The following is a 13468-nucleotide window of genomic DNA, read 5'->3' on the forward strand; positions in this document are numbered from 1 at the left end:
TGATCGGGCACGCCGGCCGGCGCATCCGCATCCTGGGCGCGACGGCACACCTGACCGCCTTCTGGGTGGCACAGGCCGCCAGGGACTTCGATGGATCTCGAGGATGCCGGCTGCCTTGACCAGGCCCAGGTGGTGGTCGCCGATGACGAGCCGGACCCCGGTCAGACCACGTTCGCACAGGTGACGCATGGAGCAGGAGATTGCCGATTCGCTGCAAACCAGGTGGCTGCGGCTTTGCCGCCAGTGAAGGAGGGCACTGGAAAGTGTCATCTCCCATTCAATCTTGATGAGTGATGAAAACAGCAGGTCAGAGCCGCTCAGAACCTCGGCATGAACTGGCATATGAAGTTCATCACCACCAAGAGCTTCATGCCGTTCGTCATCTACCGCGTGATCCTGGGCGTGGTGCTCTTCGTGCTGATCGCGGCCGGCGTCCTGAGCCCGCACGCGGGCGAGTCCGCGGGCTGACCGCCTCCCGGCACGGGCGATTTCGCCGATGACGTGCGGGTGGGCGCGGCGAGAGGTTGGGGGCGGCCGCCGGGACCGAGGGCGGCCGCGCTCGTGCCGTCTCGTGCTCACACGTCGGGAGACTCCCATGCTCGCTTCTCGTACGGCCGGCTCCGCCCTGCTGGCCGCCCTCGCACTCGCCACGTTCCCGGCCCCGGCGCCCGCCGCGCCGCTCCCGGCGGTGAACTACGTGGCCCTGGGCGACTCGTACGCCTCCGGTACCGGCGCCGGTGACTACTCCGACGTCCGGTGCACGCGCAGCCGCAAGGCGTACCCCGCCCTCTGGGCGACCGCCCACGCCCCCGCGTCGTTCGCCTTCGCCGCCTGCGGCGGTGCGCGGGTACCCGACGTGCTCGGCGACCAGCTCGGCGAACTCGACTCGGACACCACGCTGGTGAGCCTCAGCATCGGCGGTAACGACTCGGGGTTCGCCTCGACCATGCTCAGCTGCCGGTACTCCACGCTGCCGGCCTGCGAGAGGGCCCTGTCCGAGGCCGGCGAGTACGTCGTGAACAAGCTGCCCGCCGAGCTGGACACCCTGTATTCCACCGTGCGCGCCCGGGCACCGCACGCCCAGGTCGTCGTCCTCGGGTACCCGCACCTCTACAAGGAAGGCGGCCTCTGCCCCGGAGGACTGAGCTCCGGCAAGCGCACCGCACTCAACCGGGGTTCGGACCTGCTGAACGGGACGATCTCGGAACGCGCCCGGGCCGCCGGATTCTCGTTCGTGGACGGCCGGGCCGCCTTCGCGGGCCACGAGATCTGCACCGGCGACGAATGGATCAGCGGGTCGACCGTCCATCCGACCGCCGAGGGGCACGAGGCGGGGTACCTGCCCGCTCTCACCGGGGCGGTCACGGCGGGGCGGGGTCAGTAGACGTCGCGCAGGTACCGCTTGTCCGCGGCGAGCTGCTTGACGTACGCGGCGGCCGCGTCCTCCGGGAGCCCGCCGTGGGCCGTCGCGATCTCCCGCAGTGCCTGATCCACGTCCTTCGCCATGCGGGAGGCGTCCCCGCAGACGTAGAGGTGGGCACCCTCCTGCAGCCAGGACCACAGCTGGGCGCCGTGTTCCCGCATCCGGTCCTGGACGTAGACCTTGGCCCGCTGGTCGCGGGAGAAGGCCGTGTCCAGGCGCGTCAGTGTGCCGTCGGAGCGCAGTGCTTCCAGTTCATCCCGGTAGTAGAAGTCGGTGGCACGGCGCTGCTCGCCGAAGAACAGCCAGTTGGCGGCCCGGTGGCCGAGCGCGCGCCGTTCGTCGAGGAAGCCGAGGAACGGGGCGACCCCGGTGCCGGGACCGACCATCACCATGGGGGTGGCCGGGTCGGCCGGCGGCCGGAAGTGCGGACTGCGCTGCACGAAGACCGGTACACGGCTGTCCGCCGGCGCGTCGGCGAGGAAGGTGGATGCCACGCCCTTGCGGGGCTTTCCGTGGTGGTTCTCGTAGCGCACCACGGAGACGGTCAGACGGACGAGGGCGGGGTCGGTGAGCGGGCTGGAGGATATGGAGTAGAGCCTCGGCCGCAGACGGGCGAGTGCGGCCGTCCATTCGGCCGCCGTCGCGCGGGCGGAGTGCTCGGCGATGACGTCGATCGCCTGCCGCCCCCACGTCCACTGGGCGAGTTCGCCCTTGTTGTCCGCACGCAGCAGCTTCTTCAGGGTGCGGTCGTGGGTCCGGTCGGCGACCATGCGCAGGAGACCGGGAGTGATCCGGGCCAGGTCCAGGTGGCGGTGGAGGGCTTCGCCCAGCGGGACGGCACCCGTCCCGGGGACGTCGACGGGGGCGGCGGGGTCCAGCCCGGTGACGGCCAGCCACTCGGCGACGAGGCCCGGGCAGTTGAGCGGCACGACACCGAGCGCGTCGCCCACCCGGTAGTCCAGCGGCGTGGAGCCGTCCCGGGTGTCGAAGGTGAACTGACGTACTTCCTTGGCCGCGCCGGCCAGGCTGAGCAGCCGGTTGCCGGCGAGACGCGCCGGTACGGGCGCCGCCTTGGCCGACCCGGCGGGAGCGGCTGCGGCCGCGGTGGCCGGGCCGGCCGGGGCGGGGACACCTGGTGTCGTGGCGGCGGGAGTGCCGGGCGCCGGGAGGGCGGCCGGGGTCCCGAGCGCCGCGCACACCTCGTCGAGCCACTGTCCGGCCGGCTCCTCGTAGTCGGGTTCGCAGTCCGTGCGGGGGACGAGCCGTACGGCGCCCAGCGCGTCGAACCGCTCGTCGAGCCGCCTGCCGTGCCCGCAGAAGTCGTCGTACGCGGAGTCACCGAGGGCGAGTACGGCGTAGCGCACGCCGTCCAGGCGGGGTGCGTCGGGCCGGTTGAGCGACTCCCAGAACCCGGAACCGTTGTCGGGCGCGTCACCGTCACCGAAGGTGCTGGTGACGACCAGCAGGTCGGCCCCCCGGGGCAGGCTCTCCAGCGGACCGTCGTCCATGCCCCGGAGCACCGCCGTCCGCCCCCGGTCGGTCAGGCGCCGCGCGGCGGCCGCGGCGACCTCCTCGGCGTTTCCGGTCTGCGACGCCCAGAGGACCACGACCTGTCTCCCGGGCGCGGGTGTGGTGTCCGGTTCGGTGGCCTCCGGCACCGGGTTCTGCGCGGCGGTGCCCGGTGCCCGGGAGAACATGCCCGCCAGTACGCCGTCGACCCACAGGGCGTGGTCGGGGGCGAACGGAGCGGTCGGCGGCAGTACCGGGGTGCCGGTGGTCCGCCCGTCGAGTCCCGCCAGGAATCCGGACAGGTAGCGGCGCTCTCGTGGCGTCAGCACGGGTGGCGCCGTGTCGGTGAGGCCGAGGACACCGGCGAGCGTGGCGGCGGGTGCGCCCGCCGGCAGGGGGGTGGGGCCGGCCACGGACGCGACCTTCGTCAGCGTCACCGCGCACGCCTTGAAGCCGGGCTGCAGGGAGACGGGGTCGACCGCGTCGTTGGTCACCGCGTTGACGCTGAGGTACTCGCCGAAGAGGTCGTTCCAGTGGAACGGGGCGAAGCAGTCCCCCGGGCGCACACGGTCGGTCACGACGGCCGGCAGGACGGCGCGGCCGCGCCGGGACGCGACCTCGACCGCGTCGCCGTCCGTGACGGCGAGTGCCTGGGCGTCCTGCGGATTGATCTCCAGGAAGGGCCCCGGGTTCAGCCTGTTGAGCTTGCCGACCTTCCCCGTCTTCGTGAGGGTGTGCCACTGGTGCTGGACACGCCCGGTGTTGAGGACGTACGGGAAGTCCTCGTCGGGCATCTCGGCCGCGGGCATGTGCGGCCGGGCGTGGAACACCGCGCGGCCGCTCGCCGTGGGGAAGGCCAGCCGGGGCACGGTCGCGTCCGGGCGCACCACGAGGGTCTGGCTGACTCCGTCGTTGACGTAGCGGACGGGGTTGCGGCCGGGGCCGTCCGGGGTGGCGCTGGGCCACTGGACGGGGGTCCGTGCCAGCCGTTCGTAGGTGACACCGCGCAGGTCGTAGCCGGTTCGCGGGTTGTGCGCCTGCCTGATCTCCTCGAAGACCTCCTCGGCGTCGCGGTAGCCGAAGGCGTCCTCGTACCCCATCTCGCAGGCGATCCGCGCGATGATCCGCCAGTCGGGCCATGCCTCGCCCGGCGGGTCGGCGGCGGGCCGGGCGAGTGTCAGGCAGCGCTCCGAGTTGACCATGACGCCTTCGGCCTCGCCCCACAGGGCGGCGGGCAGGGCCACGTCGGCGTAGGCGTTGGTCTCGGTGTCCGCGAACACGTCCTGGGTCACGACGAACTCGGCGGCCTCGAGTCCCTCGATGACGGTTCTGCGGTTGGCCACGGACGCCACCGGGTTGGTGCAGATGATCCAGCAGGCCTTGATCTCGCCGTCCGCCATCCGCCGGAACATGTCGATGGTCCCCGCCCCCGCGGCGTCCGTGCGCAGGGTCCCGGGCGCGATGCCCCACAGCTTCTCGACGAAGGCGCGGTCCTCGGCGGACCGGGTGCTGCGCTGGCCCGGCAGGCCGGGGCCCATGTACCCCATCTCGCGGCCGCCCATGGCGTTGGGCTGGCCGGTGAGCGAGAAGGGGCCGCTGCCGGGGCGGCAGACGGCGCCCGTGGCCAGGTGCAGGTTGATCAGGGCGTTGGTGTTCCAGGTGCCGTGCGTGCTCTGGTTGAGCCCCATGGTCCAGCAGCTGGTCCACTCGCCGGCCTCGCCGATCCAGCGGGCGGCCAGGCGGATGTCGTCCTCCGGTATGCCGGTGGTCGCGGCGACTCCCGCGGCCGGGTAGTCCTGGAGGAACGCCGGCATGGCCTCCCAGCCCTCGGTGTGCTCGGCGATGAAGTCGGGGTCAGTGTGCCCGTTCTCGACGAGCAGGCGCATCAGTCCGTTGAGCAGGGCCAGGTCCGTGCCGGGCCGTATCTGCAGGAAGAGGTCGGCCTTCTCGGCGGTGGCGGTGCGGCGCGGGTCGACGACGATGAGTTTCGCGCCCGCCTTCACCCGTTCCATCAGGCGGAGGAACAGGACGGGGTGGCAGTCGGCCATGTTCGCGCCGATGACGAGGAACACGTCGGCGTGGTCGAAGTCCTCGTAGGAACCGGGCGGGCCGTCCGCGCCGAGGGAGAGGGTGTAGCCGCTGCCCGCGCCCGCCATGCACAGCCGGGAGTTCGACTCGATCCAGCTCGTGCGGACGAAGCCCTTGGCCAGCTTGTTGGCCAGGTACTGGGCCTCCAGCGTCATCTGCCCCGAGACGTACAGCGCGAGCGCGTCGGGGCCGTGCTCGTCGACGGTCGCACGCAGCCGCCGTGCGGTCTCCCGGACGACGTCCTCCATGGGCAGGGGGGCCGGTTCCTCGCTCCGCTCGGCCCGGACCATCGCGGTCGTCAGCCGGCCGGGGGCGGCGAGCATCTCGGCACTCGTCGCGCCCTTGGTACAGAGACGGCCGCGGTTCGCCGGGTGCGCCTTGTCACCGGCGGCCTTCAGGACGGTGCGCCGGCCGTCGGGCCCCGCGGCCACGTCGAGGACGATCCCGCAGCCGACACCGCAGTACGAGCAGACCGTCCGCACCTGGGTGGGGCCGTCCGGCTGCGGATTCGACGGGGTCATGTACGGCCTCCCATGGGAACGCTGGTTCCGCGACGGTACGAAACGCCCGTTTCCCGGGTGTCACGCCGGACGATCAAGCGCGGTTACGTCCCCTGCACAGCCGGCGGCACGGGGTGGTGAGGGCCTGCGGCGCCCCGCGTGACGCGGAGGCGCCTTCCGGCGGCGGCCGGAACCGCGGACCCGGGCCGCCCCGGCGCGGGGTGGTGGGCCCACACCCTCACGGCGTAGGCCGACCGCGGTGTTCCCCCTGGGCCTCGTACCCGGGGCCGTGCCCTCCGGCGGCGGGGCGGCGCTCCTGCGCGGGGCACGCTCTCCGTGCGCCGCGGATCTTCTGCCGCACACTGGGAACACTGGGAGCACGCGGAGGACCGGTGAGGAGGTCTCGGCATGCCGATGCGGGACTCGGGGGTGGCGGCGGACCGGCCGGCCGGCGGTGCCGGGCCGTCCGAACGGCTGCTGGGCACGCGCACGGGGCGGGGAGCCGCGGCCGTGCTCGCAGGCGCTCTGCCCGCCCTGGCGTTTCCCGCGCCGTCCCTGTGGTGGTTCGCCTATGTGGCGCTGGTGCCCTGGCTGCTGCTGGTCAGGTCGGCGGGGACCGGGCGCCGGGCGGCCGTCGACGGCTGGCTCGGGGGTCTGGGTTTCATGCTTGCCGTGCACCACTGGCTGATGCCGAGTCTGCACGTCTTCATCGTGGTCCTCGCCGCCCTGCTCGGACTGCTGTGGGCGCCCTGGGGGCTGCTGGTCGCCCGGCTGCTCGGCGGATCGCCGTCCGTCGGGCGCTCCCTGGCCGCCGTGGTGGTGGTCCCCTCGGGCTGGCTGATGATCGAGCTGGTGCGCTCCTGGGAGGGACTCGGTGGTCCCTGGGGGCTGCTGGGCGCCAGCCAGTGGGAGGTCCGGCCGGCCCTGCGGATCGCGTCGGCCGGGGGCGTATGGCTGGTCAGCCTGCTCGTGGTCGCCGTCAACACCGCGCTCACCCTGCTGGTGGCGGTGCCGTCGGCGCGCAGGGCGGCAGCCGTGGCGCTGGTGGCGTGTGCCCTGTGCGCGGGCGGAGTCGTTGCCTGGGCCCCGCAGCCGCGTGAGGCGGGTACGGTCCGTGTCGCCGTGGTGCAGCCGGGTGTCGTCGACGGCCCCGGCAGTGTGGACCGCCGGTTCGCCCGGGGCGAGGAGCTGACCCGTTCTCTCGCGGGCCGTGGCGTGGACCTGGTGGTGTGGGGGGAGAGCAGCGTCGGAGTGGACCTGTCGCACAGCCCCCGCACCGTCTCGCGGCTGGCGGCCCTCTCGCGTGCGGTCGGGGCCGATGTGCTGGTCAACATGGATGCCCGGCGCAGGGACGGGGGGGACCGGGCCGGCATCTTCAAGTCCGCCGTACTGGTCGGCGCGGACGGGCCGGTCGGCGAACGGTACGACAAGATGCGTCTCGTCCCGTTCGGTGAGTACGTCCCGGCGCGTGCGGTGCTCGGCTGGGCCACCTCGGTCGGCAAGGCGGCCGGTGAGGACCGGATCCGGGGTGAGCACCCGGTGGTCATGGACCTCCCGGACGCGGACGGGCTGCGCGTGGGGCCGCTGGTCTGCTTCGAGTCGGCGTTCCCCGACATGAGCCGGCGGCTGGCCGGGGACGGGGCGCAACTGCTCGTCGCCCAGTCGTCCACGTCGACGTTCCAGAACAGCTGGGCCCCCGCCCAGCACGCCTCGCTGGGGGCTCTGCGGGCGGCCGAGACGGGGCGCCCGATGGTGCACGCCACGCTGACCGGCGTGAGCGCGGTGTACGGCCCGGGGGGCGAGGGAGTGGGAGCTCCGCTCGGCACGGACGTGAGCGGCGCGGAAGTGTACGACGTGCCGCTCGCCCGGGGCACCACGCTCTACGTGCGGCTGGGCGCCTGGCCGGTGTACGCGGCACTGGCGGCGCTGGCCGCCTTCCTCGGCGCGGCGGGGGTACGGATGCTCAGGACGCCTGCTCGAGTGCGTCCAGGACGACCCGCTCGCACAGCCGGTGGGTCTCCAACGCGTCCCGGGCGCTGAGCAGCCGCCCGTCCCGGACCGCGTCCAGGAAGGACAGCACGCTCTGTTCGATGCCCCGCTGGCGGGCGACCGGCACCCAGTCACCGCGGCGCCGGAGGGTGGGCAGGCCCTTGTGGTCGACGACGTCCGCGAGGTTGAGGACCTGCCGCTTGGCGTCCTGGCCGGACACCTCGAGGATCTCCTCGGTCGACCCGTTGAGCCGGTTCATCATGCCGATGGCGGTGAAGCCGTCGCCGGACAGCTGCAGGACGACGTGGTGCATCAGACCGTCGGCGATCCGGGCCCGCACCACGACGTCGGCGACCGGGCCCGGTACGAGGAAGCGCAGCGTGTCCACGACGTGGATGAAGTCGTCGAGCACCAGGGTGCGCGGATCCTCGGGCAGCCCCACCCGGTTCTTCTGCATGAGGATCAGTTCACGCGGGTGCTCGGCACACTGTGCGTACGAGGGGGCGAGTCTGCGGTTGAAGCCGACGGCGAGGGAGGTCCCGCGCTCCTCGGCGAGCGCGACCAGCCGCTCGGACCCGGCGAGTTCGTAGGAGAGCGGCTTGTCGACGTACGTCGGGACCCCGGCTTCGATCAGCCGCCCGACGATCTCGGGGTGCGCCTGCGTCGGCGCGTGCACGAACGCGGCGTCCAGCCCCTCGGACAGGAGCGCGTCCAGATCCGTGTGACACTGCCGCCCGGGGACGCGGTAGGTCTCCGCGACGGCGGCCAGCGTGGCGGGGGTGCGGGTCTGCAGATGCAGCTCGGTCCCGGGCACCGTCGTCAGTACCGGCAGATAGGCCTTCTGCGCGATGTCGCCGAGTCCGATGCAGCCGACCTTCACCGAGTTCTCCCTGTCGCCACGGGCGCGCCGCCTCACGGCCGCGTCACCTGCTCTTCCCTGGTCCCGGCAGCATACGTGCGCCGGGGCGTCCCCCGGCCGCCGGTCCTCGCCCCCGCCGGCCCCCGCCCCACCGGTCCGCGCCCTGCCGGCAGGACGTGCACGGACCGAGGAGCCGCCGGCACGACGCCCGCCGGCCGGTACCCGGGTGAGGGGCACCGCGCAAAGGTGTGGTGAGGCCGGGCCCCCGCTACCCGGCCGCCCCGCTCCCCCGCAGCCGCAGCTCCAGACGCCCGATGGCCGCCCGGACGCCGCCGCCGTACCCGTCGTCCTCCAGAACGCCGACGGCCTCCCACGCCCGGTCCAGGTGGGACCGGGCGGCCTGGTAGCGCTGGAGCTTCAGGTAGTCGGCGGCGAGGTTGAGGTGCAGCGAGGGGAAGAAGGCCCGCACCGCTGTCACGTCCCGGTGGTGCGCGGCGGCCGACCGCGCCGGTCCCTCGGCCGGGTCGGTCAGCCCCTCGGCGGCCGCCAGGGCCCGGAGGTCCCACGCGAGCTCGTCCCCGGGGTCGTCCTGGGTGTCGGCCATGTAGTGCGCGAGGGTGCACCGGTGCAGGGCGTGGCCGCACTCACCGATCTCCGACCAGATGCGCCGGAACCGGTTGCGTGCCTCCTCGCGGTCTCCGCCGTGCAGCAGCATGACCGCCTGGCCGATCCTGGTCATGACGGCGTCCCCCGACGCTTCACGCTGCTCCACGACAGAGGTCTCCCTGAGATTGCCGTCCGGCCCTGTTCCCGTCGGTCCGACGCTAGCCCGAGCCGTCGGGAAACGCTCTCAGGCGCGGGGCCGGTCCGCCACCGGGGCGTCCGTCAGCCCAGGTCCGGGATGCGCCAGTCGATGGGCTCGTGCCCCTGTGCGGCGACGGCCTCGTTGATCTGGGTGAAGGGGCGGGAGCCGAACCACCGCTTCGCGGAGAGCGGGGAGGGATGCGCGCCCTTCACCACGGCGTGACGCTCCTGGTCGATCAGCGGTATCTTCTTCTGCGCGTAATTGCCCCAGAGGACGAAGACCGCCGGGTCGGGCCGGTCGGCGACCGCGCGGATCACCGCGTCGGTGACCTTCTCCCAGCCCTTCCCCTTGTGCGAGTTGGCCTCGCCGCCCCGGACGGTCAGCACCGCGTTGAGCAGCAGGACACCCTGCTCGGCCCAGGGCATCAGATAGCCGTTGTCGGGGACCGGCAGGCCGAGCTCGTCGTTCATCTCCTTGTAGATGTTGCGCAGCGAGGGGGGCGTCTTCACCCCGGGGCGGACGGAGAAGCAGAGCCCGTGTCCCTGCCCCTCGCCGTGGTACGGGTCCTGGCCCAGGACGAGGACCTTCACCCGGTCGTACGGGGTGGCCTCCAGCGCGGCGAAGACCTGCTCGCGCGGCGGGTACACCGGCCCACGGGACCGCTCCTCCTCGACGAAGTCCATGAGCTCCTTGAAGTACGGCTTCTGGAGCTCTTCGCCGAGGACGCCGCGCCAGGATTCGGGCAGCAGGTCGGTGTCGGTCACGTCCACAACCTCCGGTACACGTTCGGTCCTTGCTGTACAGAACCTACCGGGAGCCACTGACAACGCCTCCGCCGCGCGACTCCTACCAGCTGGTCTTGCGGTAGAGCTCCCACAGCTGCATGACCGTCTGCGGGTCCAGGGCACGCTCGCCCCCGCCGATGTCCTCGCCCGCCGCGACGTACAGCTTGCCCTGCCACAGCGGCAGCAGCCGGACGTCCTCGACCAGGATCTCCTGAGCCCTCCTGAACTGCTGGGAGACGGCCCCGCGGTCGCTCTCCTTGCGGGAGGAGGGCAGCAGGTCCTGGGTGATCTCGTCGGTCAGGTAGGGCGTCCCGGTGACGCTCCCCCTGCCGACGAACGGGGCGATGAAGTTGTCCGGATCCGGGAAGTCGGGGAACCAGCCTCGTCCGAAGACCGGGTAGTCACCCTTGGTGAAGCCTTCCTGGAAGTTCTTCCACGGCGCGCTCTTCAGGGTGATCTTGAACAGGCCGGACGCCTCCAGCTGGCGCTTGATCTCCGCGAACTCGGGAGCCGTGGAGGAGCCGTAGCGGTCGGTGGTGTACCAGAAGGTCATCTCGACGGGCTTGTCGATCCCGGCCCGGGCCAGGATCGCCTTCGCTTTGGCCTTGTCAGGGTCGCCGAAGGCGTCGAAGAAGCTCGTCGTGTGGCCGGCGATGCCCTTGGGCACCATGGAGTACAGCGGCTCGGCGGTCCCCTGGTAGACCTTGGCGACGAGGGCGTCGCGGTTGACCAGCTGGGCGATGGCCCGCCGGACGGCGAGCTTGCCCGCGGCGGGGTCCTTGGGGTTGAAGACGAGGAAGCGGATGTCCGCGCCGACCGTCTCGACGAGCTGCAGACCGTTGTGGTCCTGCTGGTCGTCCTCGAGGCTCACGACCTCCTCGGCGGTGAGACCTCGGTACGTGGCGTCGATCTCCTTCTTCTTCAGGGCCGCCACCATGGGTGCGGAGTCGTCGAAGTAGCGGATCGTGACCGCGCTGTTCTTCCGGTCGGCGAAGCCCTTGTAGTCGGGGTTCTTGGTCAGCTCCGCCTTCTTCCCCGGCTCGTACGAGTCCAGGAGGTACGGTCCCGACCCGGTGACCTTGCCGTCGTCGCGGACGCGGTCCGCGGGGTAGTCACCGGGTGCGACGAGGGACATCGCGGGCGTGGCAAGGATGAACGGGAAGGTGGCGTCCGCCTTGCTGAGGTGGAAGACGACCGTGTCGTCGCCGTCGGTCTCCACCCGGTCCAGGGAGCCGAGCATTCCGGCGGGGCCGCCCTTGACCTTGATCTTCACGATGCGGTCGATGGAGTACTTCACGGCCGCGGCGTCGATCGGGTCCCCGTTGGAGAACTTCAGGCCCTTACGCAGGGTGCACCGGTAGGCCATGCTCGTCGTGTCGGTGAACCGGCAGGACTCCGCCGCGTCCGGCTCGGGACTCGCACTGCCGGTCGGAAAGCTCACCAGGGTCTGGAAGACGTTCCTCATCAGCTCCCAGGAGCCGTCCCAGGCCGCCGCCGGATCGAGGGTCGAGGGCGAACTCGTCGTTCCGACCGATATCTGCTGATTCGTTTCCGTGCTGCTGTCGGACAGGAGTCCGCAGCCGGCCAGCAAAGAAAGGGAAGCAAGGGCTGCAGCAGACTGCAGACCGGCCCGGTAGAACACGTGCACGCTCCTCGATCGGCCTTGGGGTCGGCAGACCATACCGCAGCGCCCCGCCGGGTCAATCCTCTGTCCCGGCGGGGCACTTGCGTCAATCAGGACGAAACAGGTCCAGCCCGCTCTCAGGCCACGCCGGCATTCAGGAAGATACCGCCGTCGATCACGAGTGTCTGCCCCGTGATCCAGTCCGACTGGGCGGAGGTGAGGAACGCGGCCGCACCCCCGATGTCCTGCGGCACGCCGAGCCGGCCCAGCGGATAGGCCGCGGCGGCCTCGGCCTCCCGGCCCTCGTACAGCGCCTCGGCGAACTTCGTCTTCACCACGGCGGGGGCGATCGCGTTGACCCGGACGACCGGTGCGAACTCGTGCGCCAGCTGGAGCGTCAGGTTGACCATCGCCGCCTTGCTCATGCCGTACGCGCCGATGAACGGCGACGCGGAGACCCCGGCGACGGAGGCGATGTTGACGATCGCGCCGCCGTTGTCCTTCTGCCAGGCCTTCCAGGTCTGCTGGGCGAAGCCGAGCGCCGAGATGACGTTGGTCTCGTAGACCTTGCGCGCGACGCCCAGGTCGAGTTCCGCCATGGGCCCGAACACGGGGTTCGTACCGGCGTTGTTGATCAGGAAGTCGACCCGGCCGAAAGCCTCCATGGCCCGCTCGACGGCCGCCGCCTGGTGCGCCTCGTCGTGCGCCTTGCCCGCGACGGCGACGGCGTTGTCCGCGCCGAGCTTCTCGACGGCCTCCTTCAGGGCGTCCTCGCCCCGCCCCGTGATGCAGACCCGGTCCCCCCGGGCGACGAGCGCCTCGGCGATGCCGTAGCCGATGCCGCGGCTCGCACCCGTGATGAGCGCGACCTTGCCGCTGTGCTGCACAGTCATGATGTCCGTTGCCCTTCCGGGGTCAGTTGAGCGGTCCGCCGGCGACGTACATGACCTGTCCGGACACGAAGCCCGCGTCGTCGCCGGTGAAGAAGGCGATGGCGTTGGCGATGTCCTCGGGGCGGCCCACTCGCTGGACCGGGATCTGGGTGGCCGCCGCCGCCTGGAACTCCTCGAAGCCCATACCGACCCGGGCCGCCGTCTGCGCGGTCATCTCGGTGACGATGAAGCCCGGGGCGACGGCGTTGGCGGTGACACCGAACTTGCCGAGCTCCTTGGCGAGCGTCTTTGTGAAGCCCTGGAGCCCGGCCTTGACGGCGGAGTAGTTGGCCTGGCCGCGGTTGCCCAGGGCCGAGGAGGAGGACAGCGAGACGATACGGCCGAACTTGGCCTCCACCATGTGCGACTGCACGGCCTTCGCCATCAGGAACGCGCCCTTGAGGTGCACGTTCATGACCAGGTCCCAGTCCGCCTCGCTCATCTTGAAGAGCAGGTTGTCGCGGAGCACACCCGCGTTGTTGACGAGGATCGTCGGGGCGCCGAGCTCGGCGGCCACGCGCGCGACGGCGGCCTCCACCCGCGCGCTGTCCGACACGTCGCAGCCGACGGCCAGGGCGGTGCCCCCCGCGGCGGTGATCTTCTCGACCGTGTCCTTGCACGCCGCCTCGTCGAGATCGAGTACGGCGACGGCACGGCCCTCGGCCGCCAGGCGCACGGCGGTGGCGGCGCCGATGCCCCGTGCCGCTCCCGTCACGATGGCGACGCGCTGCTCGGTGGTGGACATGCTTGGTTCTCCTCGCCCTTGGATCGCCGCTCAGCGGACGTCAGGAAGTTCCCGATAACTGAGCAACCGCTTAGTACCTTCAGCAGACGAGACGCTAGAAGCCCTGGCACCCGGTGTCAACGGGCCGCGGGCGCGAGGACGCATGTCACACCCGAAGGCCCCCGCCGGGCGCACCGCCGAGTGCGCCCGGCGCACGCGCTCAGCGCACC

The 13468-nt window shown here is 71.8% G+C and carries 10 protein-coding genes and 1 pseudogene; 4 read left to right on the forward strand and 7 right to left on the reverse strand.

The genetic code is table 11. The annotated features are described in order from the left end of the window. Nucleotides 1-90 precede the first annotated feature (90 nt). From ABZ371_RS00575 to ABZ371_RS00585, 3 genes and pseudogenes are all read left to right on the forward strand, one after another. On the forward strand, nucleotides 91-294 hold the full coding sequence (locus tag ABZ371_RS00575; protein ID WP_358672380.1) for a hypothetical protein: 204 nt from the start codon (nucleotides 91-93) through the stop codon (nucleotides 292-294). A 36-nt stretch (nucleotides 295-330) separates the two neighbouring features. Next, nucleotides 331-468, forward strand: a pseudogene (locus ABZ371_RS00580) (undecaprenyl-diphosphatase); the annotation flags it as partial. 127 nt (nucleotides 469-595) lie between these two features. Continuing rightward, nucleotides 596-1384, forward strand: coding sequence for an SGNH/GDSL hydrolase family protein (locus tag ABZ371_RS00585; protein ID WP_358672381.1), 789 nt, complete (start codon nucleotides 596-598; stop codon nucleotides 1382-1384). On the opposite strand, the gene ABZ371_RS00590 is transcribed toward ABZ371_RS00585, so the two are convergent. Further along, nucleotides 1378-5541 (reverse strand): bifunctional nitrate reductase/sulfite reductase flavoprotein subunit alpha, encoded by a 4164-nt coding sequence (locus ABZ371_RS00590; protein WP_358672382.1) that lies wholly within the window; start codon nucleotides 5539-5541, stop codon nucleotides 1378-1380. The genes ABZ371_RS00585 and ABZ371_RS00590 overlap by 7 nt on opposite strands. Before the next feature lie 387 nt (nucleotides 5542-5928). On the opposite strand from ABZ371_RS00590, the gene lnt reads away from it, so the two are divergent. After that, nucleotides 5929-7560: an apolipoprotein N-acyltransferase gene (gene lnt, locus ABZ371_RS00595; RefSeq protein WP_358672383.1), complete on the forward strand. Its 1632-nt coding sequence runs from the start codon at nucleotides 5929-5931 to the stop codon at nucleotides 7558-7560. Here lnt and ABZ371_RS00600 read toward each other — a convergent pair. The 6 genes from ABZ371_RS00600 to fabG form a co-directional block, all read right to left on the reverse strand. Continuing rightward, entirely contained in the window at nucleotides 7484-8389 is a 906-nt protein-coding gene (locus ABZ371_RS00600) for a Gfo/Idh/MocA family oxidoreductase (RefSeq protein WP_358672391.1), read from the reverse strand. The genes lnt and ABZ371_RS00600 overlap by 77 nt on opposite strands. A 247-nt stretch (nucleotides 8390-8636) precedes the next feature. Then, nucleotides 8637-9140, reverse strand: a complete 504-nt coding sequence (locus ABZ371_RS00605; RefSeq protein WP_358672384.1) for a hypothetical protein — start codon at nucleotides 9138-9140, stop codon at nucleotides 8637-8639. A 113-nt stretch (nucleotides 9141-9253) separates the two neighbouring features. Continuing rightward, nucleotides 9254-9937, reverse strand: coding sequence for a uracil-DNA glycosylase (locus ABZ371_RS00610; RefSeq protein ID WP_358672385.1), 684 nt, complete (start codon nucleotides 9935-9937; stop codon nucleotides 9254-9256). Between the two features lie 82 nt (nucleotides 9938-10019). Further along, the gene (locus tag ABZ371_RS00615; RefSeq protein ID WP_358672386.1) at nucleotides 10020-11600 is read right to left on the reverse strand and encodes an ABC transporter substrate-binding protein; all 1581 of its coding nucleotides are present in this window, start codon (nucleotides 11598-11600) and stop codon (nucleotides 10020-10022) included. Nucleotides 11601-11719: 119 nt separating this feature from the next. Continuing rightward, nucleotides 11720-12475 (reverse strand): SDR family oxidoreductase, encoded by a 756-nt coding sequence (locus ABZ371_RS00620; protein ID WP_358672387.1) that lies wholly within the window; start codon nucleotides 12473-12475, stop codon nucleotides 11720-11722. A 22-nt stretch (nucleotides 12476-12497) separates the two neighbouring features. Next, on the reverse strand, nucleotides 12498-13259 hold the full coding sequence (fabG, locus tag ABZ371_RS00625) for a 3-oxoacyl-ACP reductase FabG (protein WP_358672388.1): 762 nt from the start codon (nucleotides 13257-13259) through the stop codon (nucleotides 12498-12500). Between the last annotated feature and the right edge of the window lie 209 nt (nucleotides 13260-13468).

The sequence above is a fragment of the Streptomyces sp. NPDC005899 genome (assembly GCF_040629645.1).
Lineage (GTDB): Bacteria > Actinomycetota > Actinomycetes > Streptomycetales > Streptomycetaceae > Streptomyces.